Here is a 19,749-nt window from a genome sequence, read left to right on the forward strand (position 1 = left end):
ATCTCGTCATTGATTGCGGCGCGACTTTACGATGCGCGTATCAAGAAAGCGTAAAGTAGCGGCGCGGACACATCTTCGCGGTCCCATCAGTGACCTTCGCCCTCGTCATAGGCACTTGTTAACGGCCCTCATTTAGACTTGCCGCAAATTCCTCCTGATGGGTGTGATCATGACTGGATCGCGTATCGACAATCTGAGCGTCGCCGTTTTGCTTCCCTGCTATAACGAGGCGGCGACGATCGGCGCGGTCGTGCGCGGCTTCAAGGCGACGCTGCCGGATGCGGCTGTTCATGTCTACGACAACAACTCCACCGACGGCACGGCGCTCCATGCCATGCTGGCCGGCGCCCATGTCGTGCGCGAGCGGCGCCAGGGCAAGGGCCATGTGGTGCGTCGCATGTTCGCCGATATCGATGCCGACATCTACATCATGGCCGATGGCGACGGCACCTATGCGCCCGAGGACGCGGAAGAGCTCATCCGCACGCTGCTGTCGGAACGCGCCGACATGGTTGTCGGCACACGCCGCGGCGTGCATGACGACGCCGGCCGCCAGGGCCATGCCTTCGGCAACCGCATCTTCAACATTCTGTACCGCACGATCTTCGGCCCGGATTTCACCGATATCTTCTCCGGCTACCGGGTGTTTTCGCGCCGCTTCGTGAAAAGCTTCCCGGCGGTCTCGGCCGGCTTCGAGATCGAGACGGAGATGTCTGTCCACGCCTCACGGCTGAAGCTGCCTGTCAGCGAGCTGGAGCTCGACTACGGCCGTCGGCCCGAGGGCTCGCATTCCAAGCTCTCGACTTTCAAGGATGGCGCCAAGATCCTCTGGATGTTCGCCATGCTGATGAAGGAAACGCGGCCCTTCGCCTTCTTCGGCATCATCACCGGCCTGTTCATGGCGCTGAGCCTCGGCTTCATGACGCCGGTCCTGGCCGAATATTTCGAGACGGGGCTCGTCAGCCGCATGCCGACCTGGGTCATGTCGATGGCGCTGATGATGATCTCGTTCATGATGTTTACCGCCGGCGTGATCCTGGATTCGGTCGCCCGCTCGCGCGCAGAGCACCTGCGCATCGAATATATGCGGCTCGAGGCATCGCATCTTCTCGGCAACGGCCTTGCCTCCGAGCTCGAAGAGATCGACATTCGCCGGCAGCCCTCTCAAGCGGGTGCGGCGTGAAGAAACTGCTGCGCTTCGGCATTGCCGGCGGGCTGGGCTTCATCGTCGATGCCGGCGTGCTCATGCTTCTGCTGCACACAACGCCGATCGGGCCTTTCATCGCCCGGGTGATCGCGATCGCGCTCGCCATGGTGACGACATTCGTCTTCAACCGAACCTTTACCTTCGAACGCTCGGGAGATTCTCTCGCCGCCGAAGGGTTCCGCTACGGCTCGGTCGGGATCACCGCCGCATTGGTCAATTACGGGCTCTACTCGGCGCTGCTTCTTTCCATGCCCGACCTGCAGCCGCTGGCGGCGATGGTGTTTGCCACCGCCGCGGCGACTGTCTTCAGCTTCTTCGGCTACTCGCGCTTCGTCTTTCGCGAGAAGTAATCACACCGTCTCCCAGCCATCCTTCTCGCTGGCGCGATAGATGGCGTCGATGAACGCCTGGCTGAGCTTCGAGCTCTCAAGCGACACGATCTCCTGCGCCTCACCCTTGGCGGCGCGCGCGAAAGCTTCGGCCTCGCGCTTGTACTGGCGGCTGTCGGGGAAGCGGAAAGTGGTGGATTCGTTGTGGTTGCGGTTGCTGAGTTCGATCTCTTCCGCACCCCAGCGGTCGGCATTGAAGGGCGACTTCACCTCGATGAAGCCTTCGGAACCATGGAACACCATGATCTGGCGGTTCGCCATCTGCGTGGAGATGTAGAAGCTGAGCTCGAAGCCGCCGAAATCCGCCTTGACGCTGGAATAGATGTCGGTGCCGAAATCAGGATCGCGGCGGGTGACGGCCTGAACGCGGCGCGGCTCCTCGCCGGTGACGAAGCGGGTGGTGATGGTCGGGTAGACGCCGATATCGGGTAGCGCGCCGCCACCGAGTTCAGGGATGTTGCGCATGTTGCCGGGGTCGCGGTTGAAGTAGGTGAAGGCGCCCTGCACATGCAGCAGCGTGCCGATGGCGCCGTCCTTGATCAGCTGGCGCACCTTCAGCCAAACAGGGGCGTAGGTGACCATGTAGGCTTCCGTCACCAGCACCTTGTTGCGATCGCGCGCGGCGATCAGGCTGTCGATCTCGTCTGCCTTCAGCGCGATCGGCTTTTCGCAGAGCACGTGCTTGCCGGCATCCGCCGCCTTGATCGTCCACTCGACATGCTGGGCCGTCGGCAGCGGGATATAGACAGCATCGATCTTGTCGGAGGCCAGCATCTCCTCGTAGGAGCCGAAGGCGTGCGGCACCGAGAAACGGTCGGCCATTTCCCTTGCCTTGCCGAGATCGCGGCTGGCGATGGCCGTGACGACGCAGTTTTCCGCGTCCTGGATGGCCGGAACCACGAGCTCGCGGCCGATCTTGGCGGTCGACATGATACCGAAACGCAGCATGGTCTTTTCCTCTCCTCAATTGATTTTGACGCGAGATTAGAGACGGCCGGTCGAGGGCGCAATGGCGCGATCACAATTCGCGGCGCTTGCCGCGGCGCAGGTTTTCATCCGCCCGGATGCGCACTAGGTTACATCACAGCGGCGTCCTGTCGCGGTCCGAATTTCAACAGATTGAAGATTTCAGGAGTATTTCATGGAATTGCGTCGCCTTGGAAAAACCGGCCTTTCGGTCGCGCCGATCGTGTTCGGCGGCAATGTGTTTGGCTGGACGGCCGACGAGAGGACCTCTTTCAACATCCTCGACGCCTTCTTCGACGCCGGCTTCAACACCATCGACACCGCGGACGTCTATTCGGCCTGGGTGCCGGGCAACAAGGGCGGCGATAGCGAAGAGATCATCGGCAAGTGGCTGAAGCAGAACAAGGTCGCCCGCGACAAGGCCGTGATCATCACCAAGGTCGGCTCGGAAATGGGTCCCGGCAAGAAGGGGCTGAAGGAGCAGTATATTCTCGAGGCGGTCGAAGCCTCGCTGAAGCGGCTGCAGACCGATTATATCGACCTCTACCTCTCGCACTGGCCGGATGCCGAGACACCTTACGAGGAAACGCTCGGCGCCTTCGCCAAGCTGAAGCAGCAGGGCAAGATCCGCGCGATCGGTTGCTCCAACCTCGACGCCACGCAGCTGCAAGCCTCCTTCGACGCCGCCGATAAGGCCGGGCTGCCGCGCTACGACGTGATCCAGCCGGAATACAATCTCTACGACCGCGCCCCCTTCGAGGGACCTCTGGCCGATCTTTGCGTGAAGGAAGATATCGGCGTCATCACCTATTTCAGCCTCGCGGCCGGCTTCCTGTCGGGCAAATACCGCAGCAAGGCCGATACCGAAGGCAAGGCACGCGGCGGCAAGGCGGCCGGCTATCTCGACGACAAGGGCCTGAAAATCCTCTCCGCCCTCGATACGGTCGCCACCGAGACCGGCGCAAAGCCGGCCGAGATCGCCCTTGCATGGCTTCTACGCAAGAAAGGCGTCACCGCCCCCATCGCCAGCGCCACCAGCCTGTCGCAGCTCGATAGCCTGACGAAATCGGCAACGCTTGCGCTCAGCGACGAAGCGATGGCGCTGCTGGATAAGGCGGGCGGCTGAGGCGCCTTTCCAGACTTCTCAGATGCTCGGGCTTGTCTCGAGCATCTGCTGCGCTCCCGCGCTGATGATACGCGACCATCCTTGAGAAAGCGCGTCATTCCGGCTATATTACTGGTAATATCGGGAGGCCGCTCATGAGCAGCTCGCAGAAACGCGCCATCCAGAATTACCGCTCGCGCCTCAGCGAGCGTGGCCTGTCACGCTTTGAGGTGCTCGGGCGCGATGAGGATCGCGATCTGATCCGCTCGCTTGCCCGTCGTCTTGCTGACAATACGCCTGAGGCAACGGCGCTGCGCGCGACCGTCAGCCGATCCATATCGGGCGAGCCGCCGGCAACGGGCGGCATATTGGCTGCCCTGACACGCTCGCCTCTTGTCGGTGCCGATCTTGATCTCGATCGTCCCCGTGAAGAGGGGCGAGAGGTCGATATTTGACCCGTTTCCTGCTCGACACCAATATCATCAGCGACATCACCAAGCCGATGCCATCGCAGGCTCTGCTGGCATGGATGTCGGAGCAGATGGATGACGATCTCTTCATCGCGTCGCTGACGATCGCCGAGATCCGCAAGGGCGTCCTGGAAAAACCTGCAGGCAAGAAACGCGACCAATTGGAAGCATGGTTCGCGGGGCCGGAAGGGCCTCTGTCCCTCTTCTCCGGCCGCATTCTACCCTTCGATGAGGCGGCAAGCCTGGTTTGGGGGCGGTTGATGGCCGAGGGTAAGGCGAGGGGGCGGCCGCGCAGTGCTCTCGACATGATTGTCGCCGCCATCGCCGAGGCCAATGGCTGCATCGTCGTCACCGACAACGAGCGCGACTTCGAAGGGATCGACTACATCAACCCGATGCGCGGCACCGTCTGATACCGCACCACCAACAAGAAAATGCCGCCAGGCGCGTCACGCCGGCGGCATCCTTATCAGCAAGAGGCAATTAGCCCCTGAGCATCATTCCCACTCTATTATTAACAAGTATATCAAGGCATTGAAATTAAATGGATAAATATTTTTGTGCATAAAAATGACCGTCGCCAAACCCGGCAAAATTCTACGCTTTTGATTTTCAAGGATTTTTCAAATAGCCGTCCAAAATGATACTTTCGGAGACTATCATCAACAGACGGAACATTGAAACTATGCATCTGACAACGTGCATATCGCATTCAATACGCTACAGCACTACCATCAATGATTCATTTCGTCACGCGGAAAATGGCTCATATCTCGAAGCCCCCTCCGACCCCATCTAGATCGCTTCCTACCTCACAGACTTGCCGCCAGTGTCAGAGAAGCGGTCCGAGGATCGTAGACATATCCGGTGATCGTTCCATCCTTAATGCGTCCAACGGCCTCATCAATGGCGAATAGAGGAACAAGAAACCATTCCTTCGGCACGATTGGCTGGCCAAAGCGATCCTTGATTTCGACATCCAACCGAGCCGCGCCAAAGACCTTATGGATGAGCGTTTCCAGCTTGGCGCGGTTGACGTTGTAAAGTTCGTAGGTGGCGACGATCTCGACATCGGCCATCAGATAGGTTGGGTCCATCCTGGCATTTGCGACGCGCCGCTCGACGCTGCCGCCCGTCACCCCGATCTTGTGCAGGATTTCCCGGTTAGCGGCCACAACCGCATTGTCCGATTTGCTCCGCAACACATAAATCGTCCCGCTGGCCTGGTCGCCGTCGCCGGTTTGATCTTCAAACAATGGGCCAGCACTCGGTTCTGTAATTCGCCGACCAGCCTCATCCTTGTAGAGGGCGCGTTGAAGCGACCGCAGCAGGAGATCACTCTCCGTGCCGTTGGAATAGATGACCCTCAGACGAGCATCTGTTTCGCCGTTTGGCGCCTTTATCGGCTCGCCGACCTCGGCCACGTAAGCGGTCTGGCCGCCAAGGATGAAAAACTGACCGGCCTGAATATCGGCTTTCAGGAATCCCGCATCTTTGACGAACCGCCGTGTTGTACGCGCGCCGCTTTCCAGATCAGCCTGCACCTGCTGAAACAGCGGTTTGAACCTCTCAAAATCCAGGCATTTTTCCCGGCTGGCGATTTCCTCGGCTTCGCGCTTTTCGGCGCTGGTCCGCACATGGCGGAGTGTCGTGATATCTGAAGAGCCCGCCGCGCCTTCCAGTTCAGCCATAAGGGCATCGTCATCCATTGTGTCCGCCGCGACGACATCGACATTGAGCGCGCTGGTCAGAAGCCCTTGGGCGTCAAGCGGTGTGAGAAGTGTCTTGCATTCTTCCAGCGCGCGCAGCCGGTCGAGCCGAACGGCATAAAGCCGCTCGAAGATGTCGCCGTTTTCGCCGTGCCGGGGGGCGTGGCCATTCTTCTCAACGAACCGCTGGATCTCTTCGAACCCAGCGATGATGCGTTCCTCGCGCGCCGAGCGCCCCCCCTTCTTTTCCGGCTGCGCAAAGTCCGCCAATTCATCGCGCAGTTCATCAAGGTCAAAGTCACTCATAACGGCCCTCATCCTTGAAGCGCACGAAAGCGGCGGCACCTTCGGCGAGGTGCTTTTCCCAGGCGTCGGCCGAGCTGATCGAGGGCAGCCGTCCGCGCTCACGCTTAAATTCGACGGCGCGCTTGGCGATCACCTTGGCCTCTTCGGGGGTAAGGCTGGTGCGCTTGGCGGCGATGGCGGCGGCGACCTGCTTCAGGCTCTCCTCGCTCATCGTCTTGGCGAGGATGGCATAGGCTTCACCGAACGGATTGACCCGGTCGATCAGGTCGATGTCCAGCTCCTTCACGTCCATCGCGAACTTGCGCACGCCATCGACGAAGGCGGTGTTGCCCTTTTCCTCGCCGAGCGAGCTTCCCGCCGCGACCTCTTTCGCTTTCTGTGTCAGGTTCAGCGCCGCCACCGCATGCTGGCGCACGGCTTCCTGATCCTCGGCATCGAGATGCGGGAACTTGTCCTTGACGATCTTGCCCATGCGCACCTGGGTCAGTTCCTCGGGCACCAGCTCCTCGTCGAACAAGCCACGCTCGATCGTCGTCTTGTCCTGCACGAAGGCTGCGATCACTTCATTGAGGTCTTCCTGGCAGATGCGCGTCGCTTCCTCGCTCTTCGGCGTGGCTAGCCCCTTGATCTCGATCTGGAACTTGCCGGACTCTTCATTAAAGCCGACGTTGCACTTGTCCGGATCGTAGCCGTTTTCACCGTAATCGAATCCCGGCGTCGGGCCACTTTGCGGGTTCTTCGGCTTGAACTCGAACCGTGGTGCCAGCACCTGTTCCATCAGAAGGCTGGCGGCGATGGCCTTCAATGTGTCGTTGACCGCCTCGGTTACGACGTCGTCGGCGGCCGCAGGTTCCGCGATCAGGTTCGAGAAGCGCGCGCGGGTCTTGCCCGGCGCATCACGGGTGGCACGGCCGATGATCTGCACAATCTCGGTCAGGCTGGAGCGATAACCGACCGTGAGCGCGTGCTCGCACCAAATCCAGTCGAAGCCTTCCTTCGCCATACCGAGCGCTATGATGATGTCGACATGATCGCGGTTATTCTTCTGCGTCGGGTCTTTCAGCGCGGCGGACACGCGATCACGCTTGGTAGGATCGTCATCGACCAGATCGGCGATGCGCAGAATCCTGCCGTCCGCCGTTTTCACCAACTGAAAGCCGGTGGCAGGATCGGTTCCCTGCCAGGCACCCAGCTCCTCAATAATGTGCTCCACTTCCTTGATCTTGTCCTTCGTGCTTTCGCGCGAATTGACGTTCGGGATGTGGATGATCGTCTTCTCAGCCGGGTTCAACACCTTCAGGATGTCATCGGCATAGGAGTCCGAATAGAAGAAATAGCCGATGTCGAGCTGCTTCAGATACTGGTAGCCGTTGAGCTGTTCGTAATAGGTGTAGGTGACGCTCTCGAACTTGCCTTCGTCCTGCGGTGCCAACACGGCCTCGGCGTCCCCACGGAAATAGGAGCCCGTCATGGCGACGACATGAACGCGGTCGCGCGCGATGAACTCGCCCAGATGCAGGCCGAGCTTGTTGTCGGGATTGGCCGAGACATGGTGGAATTCGTCCACTGCGATCAACCGATCGTCGAAAGCGTCGATCCCGAACTTGTCGACAGCGAAACGAAAGGTCGCGTGGGTGCAGACCAGCACCTTGTCGTCGCTTTCGAGGAAGGTGCCGAGGGCATTTACCTTTCCGCCATTGTCGTTACCCGGCGCGTCGCACAGATTCCACTTCGGCTCGACATGCCAATCGGCCCAGAAGCCGTGCTTGCTCAGCGGTTCATCATGAAAGCTGGAGCCGATGGATTTTTCCGGCACAACGATAATGGCCTGCTTCACGCCCTGGTTGATGAGCTTGTCGAGCGCGATGAACATCAACGCACGGCTTTTGCCCGAGGCTGGCGGTGACTTGATCAGCAGATATTGCTCGCCGCGTTTGTCGAACGCACGTTCCTGCATCTGCCGCATGCCGAACTCGTTGGACTTGGTCGAGCTGCCGTTGGTGGCGTAGCGAACCGAGACGGAGGGGACTTGTTTTTCACCTGTCATAATTCAAGTCCCTCATTCTTGCCGCTAATCTGACGATGTTTTTGAAATTCAGCTATTTTGTCTTTGAAGAATTTTTCCATATCCCAACCCCAATCCCAAAACTTCTTGGGGGTCTCCGGCAACCTAAATTCGCGCCTCAGATCTTTGACCAAATTCACTGATTTCAAGCCAAGGCGCGCGTAGCCCTCCTGTCGCGCAGAAAACAATTCGTCATAGTCAGGCGGATATGAATTTTCTGCAGAAGCCGCAATATATCGATCCGTTTCGCGAGCATCGTTTGGCAAGGACAAGATGCGGTACATGAGTTTGAAGCTGACACTTCGCCAATCTATGTCATCTGGAAAGGTCGGTGGCTCCGGTTTGGTGGCCTGTGGGGCGTAATATTCTTCGCCTTGTTCGGTCCTTCCGGCTGGGCGACCCATACATGTTCCATCGTCGGAGACGACAGAAACGCAGCTCTGCGCATATTCATCAAGAACGGCGATGAGCCGAACAGCCGCGTAACGGCCATTGCCTTTGCGCTTGTAGTAGTGCGTAAGCCAATCTTTGAAGCCGGTGAGCAAGCTGCCGAGGATAACGCCAAGAAGTCCTATGATTGCCGCGCTCATGCCGCACCCACTTTCCGCTTCTTACCGTTGGCGGCTCCAGCGCTCATCTTGGTGTAAAGCTCGAACAGCTTTTCCAAGCGTTCGGTGTCGTTTTTGAACCGGCGGCCGATGTAGATGCGCTCCAGCACCGCGTCGTTGCGCTCATGGGCCTCGCGCAAATCGGCGGGCATGACTTCGGGATCGTACAGGTCGGCGATGGTCGCGGGGAAATGCGCCTCACGGGCCAAGAGGATGTCTTCGGCGCAGCGAGTCAGATCTGCCTTATTCTTCTCGGTTAGAGTGGGAACGGGAAAGGTGTTCCAAGCAAGCGTGTTTGTGTATGAGTAACGCCGCTCCAGTCGGCCGCAAACAGTTCCAACCCAAACTATATGTAGCTTCGATGCAAGAATTGCGAATTGAAAAAACTCCCCATCGTATATTCCATAGGCGCGGTTTGTTATTGTGAAACGATCGTCAAGCAAGTCGACGGGAAGATAATCTCTCTTTTCGGACGAAACTGCGGGCATTGCAATAAGATATTGGCGAGGGGCATTGTTTTCGCGGAAACGATGAGCCGTTGCCGCCATCGCCTTTACAGTCTCGTCTGAGTTTTGGGACCTGAGCGTCCTTACTGCCTCGACTCTCGCGGCGATTTCTGGAATCGCCATTGCGTCCGACAATTGGCCGTCTTCGATCCAAAGACAGTATTTTGGCTTTCCATCTATGATCTCGCTTGATCCGCTAGCCCTACGAATGAAGGTTTCAGACTCAGGGCTACGCCGAAGGATAGCGTCTCTTTCGGACATGCTCAGGAGCAGTTTCCCTCCTTCGTAGGGCATGTTGCCTCTCGGCATTACGTCGACAACGGAAAGGGGTTCATTGCGCTTATCAATAAGGACATCGATGTTCGGCACGAGGTACGGCCCAATGACTGAACAGTCGATAGCGCGTACTCGGCTCCCTTCTTCGTAAAAAAGGCGTGCTCCGCCACTGCTTTTCCGACTTAGACCGACAATTACGACAGTGACGCCTGCATTATTTTTAGCAAGATTTTGCCACTTGAAGTCCGTGTGAGCGAAATGAATGCGGCACTCGTTCTTCAAAATAATCGGCCATAGAAAAATTGCATGCTGGCCTTGACACACTGTGTTAATTGAAACGAATGCCCCATCGCAAGGGCAATACCTGCTATAATCACAAAGCTTCAGAAACCACCCTGAAACGTAATTTAGTGACTTCCAAGATCGTGTAAGAGCAGAAAAAAGCTCTTTTATATCGGCTTTTTGCTCGTTGGTTTGATCATTCGTCCAAACATACGGTGGATTGCCACAAATATACGTCTCTCCGCCCTCGTTCTCGAAGTCGATCTGTGCCTGATTTAGCGGCGTGTGGAACAGATCGTCGGCGTGGTACTTCACTCCGGTTCCTGTGGGTGGGCAAATGCTGAGCCAATCGAGCCGCAGAGCGTTACCGCAGGTGATCCAGTTCTGCGCATCAAGCGGCAGGAAGTCGCGCAGCGCTTCCTTCTGACCGCGATAAAGCACATCGCACTGATATTCGGCGATGATGAGCGCCAGGCGCGCAATCTCGGCCGGGAAGTCCCGCAGCTCGATCCCGCGAAAATTCGTCAACGGGATTTCCGAGCGCCGGTCTGGTTCGTCCCGGCGGCGATTAATCTCCGCCTCAATGGACCGCATTTCCTTGTAGGCAATGACAAGGAAATTGCCCGAGCCGCAGGCAGGATCGAACACGCGGATCTTTGACATGCGCTTGCGCAGGTTGAGCAACATGCGCCCGTTGTCGCTAGCCTCTTCCAGCTTCTCGCGCAGATCGTCGAGGAAGAGCGGGTTCAGCACCTTGAGGATATTTGGCACGCTGGTGTAGTGCATGCCGAGCGCACCCCGCTCGTCATCATCCGCCACGGCCTGGATCATCGACCCGAAAATGTCCGGGTTGATCTTCTTCCAGTCGAGGCTACCGATATGCAGCAGGTAAGAACGGGCGATGCGGCTGAAGCGAGGCACATCCGTGCTGCCGGAAAACAGCCCGCCATTCACATAAGGAAAGCGGCTGGCCCAGCGCGGAACCCCGGCGGCGGCATGCGCTTCGGCCTTAGTATTCATGGCGCGGAACAGTTCGCCGATAACCTCATGGGTGTTCGATGAATCCTTGGCGCTCATCGTTTCGATTGCCGAGGTAAACGCAGCGGAGCTATCGAAAATGTCGGTATCTTCAGCAAAAAAGCAGAAGATCAACCGCGCCATGAAATGGTTCATGTCATGTCGGCGCTGCGCCGTGCCCCATTCGGGGTTGTCTTTCAGCAGTTCAACATAGAGCCGGTTCAGGCGGCTGGTCGCGCGGATGTCAAACGAACTTTCGCGGACCTGCTTGACTGTGGTGATGCCCGCCAACGGCAGAAAAAAGCCGAAGTGGTTCGGGAAATCCGCATACGCGCAGGAGATCGGCGCGTCGTCCGTCGTAAGGTCTTCGGCCTCGAAAAGGTCCCCATCCGTCGCCAGGACGAAACGCGCCTTCGCCCGCGCCGTGGCCGGGCTCGCCTTCAATGCTTCGAGCGTGCGCGTCACGTCGCCAGGCTTGCATGTGGCAATATGGATGTTGTTCGTCTGAAGAACGCCGCCCAGATCGGATTTGTTGGACTCGCCCTTGCGCAAGCGCTTTAGCGTCGTTTCCTTGTTCCCGAAGGCTTCGAGAAACGCATAGGGAAACTCCTCAGCGTCAAAAGGTTGTTCGGCCAGCGCGGAGATGGCTTCTTCGATTTCAACCGCGTTCATTCTTTCGCCTTCCCGCCCTGCAAAGCCTTGTTCCCGGCGGCATCTGCCGTTTCATCACCGGAAACCGCAGGGCCCTGAAAGGGCTCAACCCTGATTTCGGCCTCTCGCTCTCTCGCCCTGGCGATATCGTAACTATTCTGCATTCGCATCAGGGTATCCATAGACACGCCAAATGCCTTCTCCAGGCGGAGCGCCATTTCTGGCGATAAATCCGCCCGTTCATTCAACACAGCCGACAAGGCAGCTCTGGTAACGCCAAGAGCGCTGGCGGCATCAGTAACCGACAGACCAAGCGGGTCGAGCACCTCTGCCCTCACGAATCCACCGGGATGCGACGGGTTTTGCATGCGCATGTCAGCCCGAACCATTCGGTTGGCCCCCGCTTGTTATGCAGCTGAAACAGCGCTCCACGATCTGTGGCATCGCTGAATCGCTCAAATCTTGATGAATCAACTTTTTTCAACGTTATGGAGAGCGGCGCATAGCGTCAAGCTACGCTATACAAAATGTGCCGATCTTTATGCAGCCTGATCATGCCAATCACTTCCCCAACCATTGGCTTGCTCTCGAGCAGATCTCATTCGTTCGCGCCCGCCGCCTTTGCGGCTACCAGGTCAACGACCTTCCAGCCTTGACCGACGGCAGGCCCGAGAAGAGCGGTCGCTTCCGATTTACGAAGAGCTAGCCCAAGCAACTCTCTCGGTCTCGTCACCCCTACGAAGACATTTGTCGCGGCGGTGAGATTCACCCCAGTGAATGGAGCATTATTAACGCCGAACGCGCGTGGAAGCACTGTCGTCAGGTCGATACACTGTTCACCTGCGCTGCTGCCTTTCCATACCTCGCTCTCGACGACGAGAATTCCATCTACACTCTTGCCCTTGACCGAGTGGATGGACCCCAAGCGCAATGTGAGATTATCGAACTGTACCTGTTTCATTGCGCGACGCTCCGGGTCGGCAAGGTCGGCCTTTTGCTCAGCGACGAAGGTGCATAAATCCGCGATATCGCCTTCTGAGCCCTGAGGGGCCGGACCGAACAGCGGTAAGATTGCTTCCATGAATACCAGCCAAGCCGCCTCTTCCCACACCGCGGCGCCGGCAAGCACATGGTCCCGCAGCAGTCGCCGAACAGCGCGCGGCAACGCGAGGTCACGATGCGCCAGCGCCGCCCAGACATTATGCGCGGTAATCAGACGATCATTCGCTGCTCTCCACCCATAAGCGCGCGCCAAGCCGGAAATACCGACCGCGAGCATCTCGCTGACCTCGGCGGGCGGGTGGGCTGCGGCATGGTGTACGGCAGCCTTCTGAAGCTGCCGGCAAAGAAGGTTGGCCTTCCCCCAAGAACCACCCTCGCTGCGATATGCCGGATGATAATCGACGAGGCTTTTCGGCTGCCACGCCCCCTTCTTGCGTGGCAGATTGTGACGCGATGCGACCGCCCAGACGTCGCGCGTGTTGCAATCCTCGCCCCAGAGCGCGCGCGCTTCTTCGGCGAAGGCTCTGAGAACCCCTCCGATCGTATCCTGGTCGAACAGGAACATCACACGCGATGCGGGTCGTTTGCCCAAGCCCACAATCGTTTGAGCTTGGCGCGCGGTCAGCCGACTTGCAAAACCGGCGATTTCCCCGCCAAATCTGCGGCTCGTATCAAGAGGGATGCAACCGGGACCCGGCGTCCAATAGGTAGGGGCTGCTCCATCGTCCTCGTAGAGCGTTTGATTGCTGTCCCCGAGGCGTTGAAATGCCGCCCCGTCTTCCTTGAACACCTGCTCCAACAGCCGGAGCTGTTCTCCATGGGTATCCTGCGCCTCATCAAGAATGACAAGCGGAAAGCGGTCACGAAGCCGCTCGGCCAGTGCCGGGGTCTCTGCGAGCGCCCGAAATGCGAGTGCGGTCATATCGGAATAGCGATATAGACCATCTTTGACCATCGAAGCCTTCAGCTTCGCCAAAGCCTTTCCGCAGTTTGTGTCTGCTCCGTGCTGTCCCTTCTGTTTCGATACCGAGAGGCTATCAGGATCAGTTTCGTTACAAGTAAATGCCGGATCGAGGCTTAACTTTCTGACCCATTTTTCTACCGTCGCTTCCGCACGTTTGGCTTGGTTCTTTAATGCCCAAAAGGACGGATACCGTCGTAATGCCTCTGTCTCGAAGGCATCATCGTCAATTTGGCGCACGCTCCAACCCAAACCACGGAGGTAGGGTAAGGCGAGATACTGATTAATGAAGGCAGTGACCGTACCGATAAAATGTGGGTAGGAAGCTAGACGAGCAGCGGTCGGATGGCGGGCAATAAGATCTTCGACCTCGGTCCGTGCGGCATTGGTATGCGAGATCACGCAGATGCCTCGCCTGCGGGTCAGCCAATTGCGCGAGAGCAATGCGAGCTTTGCCGCGAGCAGCGTCGTCTTGCCGTTGCCGGGCGCCGCCTGAACGTCACATGGGGTGGCCTTCGCAAGGAAGTCGGTCTGGCTCGGGTCGGTGAAATCGCAGTCGCCCAGCTCGTCGCCAAGTTCGGTAAGCAGTTCTGGCGTGAGCGGCAGGATCTCGAACATGACGTTACCCCTCTACCGCCGCTGCGCCTTCCATCCCGGCAGCCTCGATCTCTTCGTCTTCGGCATCGGGCTCAATTGCCGGCGTCCCGGGGACATAGCCGCCCGTCACATAATCGATCGCGCGCACTAGATAGGGCGGGAGCCGATCACGCATCTGTTCCGGTGTATCGGTGCGCTTGCGCAGTATGGCGGCGAGTTGCTCGGCAACCTCGGCCTTGGAGGCCTCCTTGTCATGGACAGGCTGGTAAATCTTGACGGCGATCTCGGTCGCGGAGAGTTCAGCCGCTTTCCAGCCCGCGTAGGTTTCGCTGGCCGTCTCCACGATCTTCGCGAGTCGCTCTGGCTTACGACTGTCAGTCTTGGCGAGCTGGACCGCCTGGTGAACGCTCTCGGCAAGCTCGGGCCGGAGCGCGAGATCGAACTCAAGTGTCCAACTATCGGCGATGAAAGCGTCGACGGGGGCCCCGACGTCGCGACGCAGCGTCTTCATCCGCGCTGCGATCTTGTCCTGGGTCAACTCGTTCTCGGTCTTGCGGTCGCCGACGAGCTCTTTCGCTTCGAGCGGCGGGATATCCCTGTCGGGGATCAACGCCACGGGCACCGGGATCGCATTCCCGACCTTGCGTTGCAGAATTCGGCTGTAGCGAAACAGACCACGGTGGCCGACGTTGACGATCGACACGCCGTGGCGGCTCAGCGGTCGTGCGAGCTTCTCGGCGATTGCCGGCAGCAACAGGTTCTCGCCGTCGCCCTCAACGACAATCAGAGCGCGGGCGAAGAAAAGGTTGGCCTTGGTCGCGTCGAGGAACCGGCGAAGGAACTCATAATCGTCCACTTCGAGCCTGGTATGGGCCGCACCCAGCGGAAAGGCGCGATGACCGACAATCATCGTCATCGTCTCAAGCTCAGCGCCGGCCGCGAGCTGAGGGCTATGGGTGGTGAGTAGCACCTGGACCTGCTGATGGGTCTCCCCCTTGTCGGGATTGGGCTTGGCAGCACGAGCCGCGAGCACTTCCATGAAGAGCGTCTGGTGTTGCGGATGCAGATGCGCCTCCGGCTCCTCGATCAGCAGAAATGGCACCTGATCGGGATGGGACTGGAGTAACAACAGCTCCGCCGCCATGAACAACAGGTTGTTATAGCCCAGACCGCGCTGGATGCGCTCGGTGCCCACCTTGGCATTCAGATAGAGTTCGAACCGCTCAAGAATCTGATCGAACGAACCGCCAGCACCGAGGTCCAGCGTCGCGACCAGGCGGTCTCCCTCGAACGACAGTTTGTCAAGAAAGTCAGTGTTCACACTTTTGGCGACTCCGCCCACAGCGAGGTTGTCTCGGACCGCGATATCCGCAGCTGCAAGCGTGTCATGGAGCGTAGCGTTGGCACCTGGCGCCGCCGGTTTGCTCTGAGGCCCCATCGTGGGCATGGCGCCCAGAATCCGCGATAGGCGCGACCTACGCCCTGCTCGCATCTCGCGCTCGGCGTCTCGCAGAGGCTTGAGATAGGTGGCTTTCAGATACTCGCGCAGTTCCCCGTCGAGCGGCAGGCCTTCGCCTTCGACGCCTGCACGGTGTTGACTGGAAATGATACTGCCGCCGCCAGGAGAAACGCGCCGAGCCCCCCGCATGCAGACGTGCAGACGGAGTTTCCCTTTTTCGTTGCTGCACCATTCCAGAAACCGGGCTTCTTCGTCTGCGCTGAGATCGTCGAATGTGCATCGCACGACAAAATCGCTACCCCGCGCGCCATCGGCATTAACGTGGAAGTCTTGTTCATCTGGGCGAATGTAGTCGTCGCCGCGTGTCCAGAGAACATAACGCGCAGCATCGATGATCGCACTTTTCCCAGCATCATTCGGCCCAACAAGAATGTTAAGGCCCGCCGAGAGGGTTAGGTGCAACGGTGACGTCGGACCAAAACATCGGAAACCGCTCGCATAGATTTCTGAAATGAACACGCTCGCCTCCCAGTCGAATCACTTCCCCTTCCGACACAACATATGCTGAACAGTCGAGGCATTCACATCAATAGATGAGCATCGGGCTCCACAGCTTGTGGCAACGAAGAAAGGGTCCTCCTCGGTACGCCGGTCAAGCGATGCATTTTTCATGAACCTAACGGGGGAAAGCCTTCCCCTGAGGCCAAGCCCAAGTCTTGACCGACCCCTTCTGCGGGGAGACCCCGCAACGCCCCCTTTAGAGTCAGAGTGCGGACAGGGTTTCCGTGACGGGTTGAGGGCTGGAGAAGAGGTCTCCGGCGCCCGTCGCGGAGAATAACGATGTTCAGGAATGACCGCAGCGGGCGCGCCGGTTCCGACCGATCGAGCCTTTATGACGACATCACCGGCAAGATCATCGCCGAACTGGAGGCGGGCCGCTTCCCTTGGATCCAGCCTTGGGGCACCGTCGCGGCTAAGGCCCCCCTCGCCATGCCGAGGAACGCCGCGACCGGACGGCAATATTCCGGAATCAATGTCCTGATCCTCTGGGGCGCAGTGATCCAGCACGGTTTCCCCGGCCAGAGCTGGCTGACCTTCCGCCAGGCCCTTTCGCTTGGCGGCAACGTCCGAAGAGGCGAACGCGGAACAACCATCGTCTATGCAGACCGCTTCACCCCGGAGGACGAAAAGCGCCGCGCCCGCGAGACCGGCGAGGAAGCGTCCGCAATACCGTTCCTCAAGCGCTTCACGGTGTTCAATGCAGCGCAATGTGACGGCCTGCCGGAAGATGTCGCCATCGTCGCCCCGCCGCCCCCGCCCGGCCGGATCGAGCCACAGGTCGAGGCCCTGATCCAGGCGACCGGCATCGACTTCCGCATCGGCGGCGACCGCGCCTTCTATGTGCCCGCACACGATTATGTCCAGGTGCCGCCGCCCCACGCGTATTTCGAGCCGATCAACTGGCACAGGACGGCCCTGCATGAGATGGGGCACGCGACGGGCCACCCCTCGCGCCTGAACCGCGATTTCTCCGGTTCGTTCGGCTCCAAGAAATACGCCTTCGAGGAACTGATCGCGGAGATCAACGCAGCCTTCTGCTGCGCCTCGCTCGGCATCACGCCCACCGTCCGCCATGCTGACTATATCGGCTCATGGCTGGAGGTGCTGCGCGAAGACAATCGCGCCATCGTCCGCGCAGCGTCGCAGGCCAGCAAAGCGGCCGACTGGCTGCTCGCTTATCTACCGGACGCAATTGCGGGCGTCGCCGGCGACGAACGGGAAGCGGCGTGACGATCCTGAAAACCGGAAAGGCGCAGACGCAGGTTTCCGGCTTTACGATTTTCTGCTGGCCTGGCGCTGCCCTCATAGAGTGAGAGGGTGGCGCTTCGCTTCGTGACGGGTATGGAGGTCGAGAGAGAGACTCCCGGCCGCCCGTCGCGGAGTTATAAACATGGTCACTGCCGTTCAAAAGATCACCCTGTCGTCTTCGCGCGACATCCCGTTTAATAAGCTGGTGCTGAGCCAGTCCAACGTCCGGCGCGTCAAGGCCGGTGTCTCGATCGAGGAGTTGGCCGAGTCCATCGCCCGGCGCGGGCTCATCCAGTCTCTGCATGTCCGTCCGGTCCTCGATGCCGATGGCGCCGAGACCGGCATGTTCGAGGTGCCCGCCGGCGGCCGTCGCTATCGAGCGCTCGAGTTGCTCGCGAAGCAGAAACGACTGGCCAAGACCGCGCCGGTGCCCTGCGTCGTCGGCGACGCCAACAGCGACATTCTGGTCGACGAGGTCTCGCTGGTCGAGAACATGGAGCGCGCGCCGCTGCATCCACTTGACCAGTTCCGCGCCTTCCAGGCCATGCGGGACAAGGGCATGACTGAGGAAGCCATCGCGGCCGCCTTCTTTATCGGCGTCAATATCGTCAAGCAGCGCCTGCGCCTCGCGTCCGTTTCGCCAACCTTGCTGGAAATCTACGCCGCCGACGGTATGACGCTCGAGCAGCTCATGGCCTTCACCGTCAGTGCCGACCACGCCCGCCAGGAACAGGTCTGGGACGCGATCAAGGATGGCTGGCAGAAAGAGCCTTATCACATCCGCAGGATGCTGACCGAAACCACGGTACGGGTCTCCGACAAGCGAGCTCTCTTTGTGGGCATCGAAGCCTATGAAGCGGCTGGGGGCACCGTGCTGCGCGACCTGTTCCAGTCGGACGATGGCGGCTGGCTTCAAGACGCCGCCTTGCTCGACCGCCTGGTGGCAGAAAAGCTGAAGACCGTCGCCGACGAGATCGCAGGCGAAGGCTGGAAATGGGTCGAAGCCAGCTTGAGCTTTCCCTACGGCCACGCGCATGGACTGCGGGCGCTTGTCGGCGTCGCGGTCGACCTGACCGAAGAGGAACGTGCCGCTCGTGATGCGTTGCGCGAGGAATATGACCGGCTCGAAGCCGAATATTCTGAAGCCGACGAGTTGCCCGACGATATCGACGCGAGACTCGGCGAGATCGAACAAGCGCTCAACGCCTTCGAGCAGCGCCCGGCGATCTACGATCCGGCCGAGATCGCCATCGCCGGCGTCTTCATCAGTCTCGATGCCGACGGTTCGCTGTCGGTGGATCGCGGCTATGTCCGCCCCGAGGACGAGCGCCCGGTCGATGCCGAAGGAGACGATACGACGGAGACGGACAGCGACACCGGTCAATCAGCCACGCCCGCCGTTCAACGCGCCGTCGTTATCATTGGCGGTCAGGCCGCGGAGCCGGAAGACGACGAAGACGACGGCATCAAGCCGTTGCCCGAGCGCCTCGTCATCGAATTGACTGCGCATCGTACCCTGGCTCTGCGCAACGCGGTCGCCGAACATCCGGATATCGCCATGACCATGCTGCTGCACAAGCTGGTCAGCGACACCTTCCGGCGCACCGCACCCGCTGGCTGCCTCGAGGCTCGCGTCAATCATATCTTCTTCTCGGCACAGTCCGAGGAGTTGAAAGACAGCGCCCCCGCGCGTGAGGTCGCCGAACGGCACGAGCGCTGGGGCGATCATGTTCCCGCCGACGATCAGGCGCTGTGGGACTGGTTGAGCCACCTCGACGATGGCACGCGGCTCGATCTGCTCGCCCATTGCGTCAGTTTTGGCGTGAACGCCCTGTTCGAACGGCCGAACCCTTACGGATCGGGCATCAGTCAACATGGGCTGGATGTGCGCATGGCACAGGCCGACCGGCTGGCGCGAGCGATTGGCCTCGACATGGCGACGGCGGGCTGGAAGCCGACCGTTGGCAACTATCTCGGCCGCGTCACCAAGCCCCGCATCCTCGAAGCCGTTCGGGAGGGCGCGGGCGAGCGGGCAGCAGGGCTCATCGACCATCTGAAGAAGAGCGATATGGCCAAAGAAGCCGAACGCCTGTTGGCCGACACCGGCTGGCTGCCCGAGCCACTTCGCCTGGTTGATCAAGACGAACCGGCCATGAACGGCGAAGGCGACGAAGCGCTCCCTGCCTTCCTCGATGACGACGAGGCGCTCTCCGACGAAGAGGACGAGGCTTCGCACGCCGTCGCAGCCGAATAGCGGGCAATGCGGGACGGCAACGGCCGTCCTGCACCTTCCTTCTCCACCCTCTCAGCCCGGCCCCAAAATCCAAAGTTTGCGCGGCGATGCCACGCGGGCTCGCGCTTTCT

The 19,749-nt window shown here is 59.6% G+C and carries 15 protein-coding genes; 7 read left to right on the forward strand and 8 right to left on the reverse strand.

From position 1 onward, the window contains the following. Nucleotides 1–169 precede the first annotated feature (169 nt). Together ACVTFQ_RS19100 and ACVTFQ_RS19105 are read left to right on the forward strand one after the other, a co-directional pair. Complete coding sequence (locus tag ACVTFQ_RS19100; protein ID WP_111563264.1) at nt 170–1,183, forward strand: glycosyltransferase; 1,014 nt, start codon at nt 170–172, stop codon at nt 1,181–1,183. Beyond that, entirely contained in the window at nt 1,180–1,557 is a 378-nt protein-coding gene (locus ACVTFQ_RS19105) for a GtrA family protein (RefSeq protein ID WP_018899289.1), read from the forward strand. Before ACVTFQ_RS19100 ends, ACVTFQ_RS19105 begins: the two co-directional genes overlap by 4 nt. Here the strand turns inward: ACVTFQ_RS19105 and ACVTFQ_RS19110 are convergent, their stop codons facing one another. Further along, nucleotides 1,558–2,544, reverse strand: coding sequence for a Gfo/Idh/MocA family protein (locus ACVTFQ_RS19110; protein WP_111563183.1), 987 nt, complete (start codon nt 2,542–2,544; stop codon nt 1,558–1,560). A gap of 193 nt (nt 2,545–2,737) precedes the next feature. Here ACVTFQ_RS19110 and ACVTFQ_RS19115 point away from each other — a divergent pair, with 193 nt between their 5' ends. From ACVTFQ_RS19115 to ACVTFQ_RS19125, 3 genes are all read left to right on the forward strand, one after another. Further along, nucleotides 2,738–3,688, forward strand: a complete 951-nt coding sequence (locus ACVTFQ_RS19115; RefSeq protein ID WP_111563184.1) for an aldo/keto reductase — start codon at nt 2,738–2,740, stop codon at nt 3,686–3,688. 134 nt (nt 3,689–3,822) lie between these two features. Further along, a complete protein-coding gene (locus ACVTFQ_RS19120) occupies nt 3,823–4,122 on the forward strand; it encodes a hypothetical protein (RefSeq protein ID WP_111563185.1) in 300 nt (99 codons plus the stop codon). After that, nucleotides 4,119–4,550, forward strand: a complete 432-nt coding sequence (locus ACVTFQ_RS19125; RefSeq protein WP_112437260.1) for a type II toxin-antitoxin system VapC family toxin — start codon at nt 4,119–4,121, stop codon at nt 4,548–4,550. Before ACVTFQ_RS19120 ends, ACVTFQ_RS19125 begins: the two co-directional genes overlap by 4 nt. 399 nt (nt 4,551–4,949) lie before the next feature. On the opposite strand, the gene ACVTFQ_RS19130 is transcribed toward ACVTFQ_RS19125, so the two are convergent. The 7 genes from ACVTFQ_RS19130 to ACVTFQ_RS19160 form a co-directional block, all read right to left on the reverse strand. Next, the gene (locus ACVTFQ_RS19130; protein WP_470423921.1) at nt 4,950–6,152 is read right to left on the reverse strand and encodes a GIY-YIG nuclease family protein; all 1,203 of its coding nucleotides are present in this window, start codon (nt 6,150–6,152) and stop codon (nt 4,950–4,952) included. Beyond that, nucleotides 6,145–8,199, reverse strand: coding sequence for a DEAD/DEAH box helicase (locus tag ACVTFQ_RS19135; RefSeq protein WP_470423922.1), 2,055 nt, complete (start codon nt 8,197–8,199; stop codon nt 6,145–6,147). Before ACVTFQ_RS19135 ends, ACVTFQ_RS19130 begins: the two co-directional genes overlap by 8 nt. After that, entirely contained in the window at nt 8,196–8,807 is a 612-nt protein-coding gene (locus tag ACVTFQ_RS19140) for a hypothetical protein (RefSeq protein ID WP_470423923.1), read from the reverse strand. Before ACVTFQ_RS19140 ends, ACVTFQ_RS19135 begins: the two co-directional genes overlap by 4 nt. Next, nucleotides 8,804–11,578 (reverse strand): class I SAM-dependent DNA methyltransferase, encoded by a 2,775-nt coding sequence (locus ACVTFQ_RS19145; RefSeq protein ID WP_470423924.1) that lies wholly within the window; start codon nt 11,576–11,578, stop codon nt 8,804–8,806. Before ACVTFQ_RS19145 ends, ACVTFQ_RS19140 begins: the two co-directional genes overlap by 4 nt. After that, nucleotides 11,575–11,946, reverse strand: a complete 372-nt coding sequence (locus ACVTFQ_RS19150; RefSeq protein WP_470423925.1) for a HigA family addiction module antitoxin — start codon at nt 11,944–11,946, stop codon at nt 11,575–11,577. Before ACVTFQ_RS19150 ends, ACVTFQ_RS19145 begins: the two co-directional genes overlap by 4 nt. Before the next feature lie 209 nt (nt 11,947–12,155). Continuing rightward, the gene (locus ACVTFQ_RS19155) at nt 12,156–14,138 is read right to left on the reverse strand and encodes a UvrD-helicase domain-containing protein (protein WP_470423926.1); all 1,983 of its coding nucleotides are present in this window, start codon (nt 14,136–14,138) and stop codon (nt 12,156–12,158) included. A gap of 4 nt (nt 14,139–14,142) precedes the next feature. Then, nucleotides 14,143–16,095 (reverse strand): ATP-dependent nuclease, encoded by a 1,953-nt coding sequence (locus ACVTFQ_RS19160; RefSeq protein ID WP_470423927.1) that lies wholly within the window; start codon nt 16,093–16,095, stop codon nt 14,143–14,145. Nucleotides 16,096–16,416: 321 nt separating this feature from the next. Between ACVTFQ_RS19160 and ACVTFQ_RS19165 the strand changes: the two genes are divergently transcribed. Both ACVTFQ_RS19165 and ACVTFQ_RS19170 read left to right on the forward strand, forming a co-directional pair. Further along, the gene (locus tag ACVTFQ_RS19165; RefSeq protein ID WP_470423928.1) at nt 16,417–17,367 is read left to right on the forward strand and encodes an ArdC family protein; all 951 of its coding nucleotides are present in this window, start codon (nt 16,417–16,419) and stop codon (nt 17,365–17,367) included. Between the two features lie 160 nt (nt 17,368–17,527). After that, nucleotides 17,528–19,639 carry a ParB/RepB/Spo0J family partition protein gene (locus ACVTFQ_RS19170; RefSeq protein WP_470423929.1) on the forward strand — a complete coding sequence of 704 codons (2,112 nt, stop codon included), beginning with the start codon at nt 17,528–17,530 and terminating at the stop codon, nt 19,637–19,639. The last annotated feature ends 110 nt before the right edge of the window (nt 19,640–19,749 follow it).

The organism is Rhizobium sp. O111, assembly GCF_055616315.1.

Bases quoted from the DNA above. Each gene is read 5' to 3' on its own strand.
- ACVTFQ_RS19165 (WP_470423928.1), top strand. From the start codon at position 16,417: ATGTTCAGGAATGACCGCAGCGGGCGCGCCGGTTCCGACCGATCGAGC.
- ACVTFQ_RS19100 (WP_111563264.1), top strand. From the start codon at position 170: ATGACTGGATCGCGTATCGACAATCTGAGCGTCGCCGTTTTGCTTCCC.
- ACVTFQ_RS19150 (WP_470423925.1), bottom strand. From the start codon at position 11,946: ATGGTTCGGGCTGACATGCGCATGCAAAACCCGTCGCATCCCGGTGGA.
- ACVTFQ_RS19170 (WP_470423929.1), top strand. From the start codon at position 17,528: ATGGTCACTGCCGTTCAAAAGATCACCCTGTCGTCTTCGCGCGACATC.
- ACVTFQ_RS19155 (WP_470423926.1), bottom strand. From the start codon at position 14,138: ATGTTCGAGATCCTGCCGCTCACGCCAGAACTGCTTACCGAACTTGGC.
- ACVTFQ_RS19120 (WP_111563185.1), top strand. From the start codon at position 3,823: ATGAGCAGCTCGCAGAAACGCGCCATCCAGAATTACCGCTCGCGCCTC.
- ACVTFQ_RS19115 (WP_111563184.1), top strand. From the start codon at position 2,738: ATGGAATTGCGTCGCCTTGGAAAAACCGGCCTTTCGGTCGCGCCGATC.
- ACVTFQ_RS19110 (WP_111563183.1), bottom strand. From the start codon at position 2,544: ATGCTGCGTTTCGGTATCATGTCGACCGCCAAGATCGGCCGCGAGCTC.
- ACVTFQ_RS19145 (WP_470423924.1), bottom strand. From the start codon at position 11,578: ATGAACGCGGTTGAAATCGAAGAAGCCATCTCCGCGCTGGCCGAACAA.
- ACVTFQ_RS19140 (WP_470423923.1), bottom strand. From the start codon at position 8,807: ATGAGCGCGGCAATCATAGGACTTCTTGGCGTTATCCTCGGCAGCTTG.
- ACVTFQ_RS19130 (WP_470423921.1), bottom strand. From the start codon at position 6,152: ATGAGTGACTTTGACCTTGATGAACTGCGCGATGAATTGGCGGACTTT.
- ACVTFQ_RS19135 (WP_470423922.1), bottom strand. From the start codon at position 8,199: ATGACAGGTGAAAAACAAGTCCCCTCCGTCTCGGTTCGCTACGCCACC.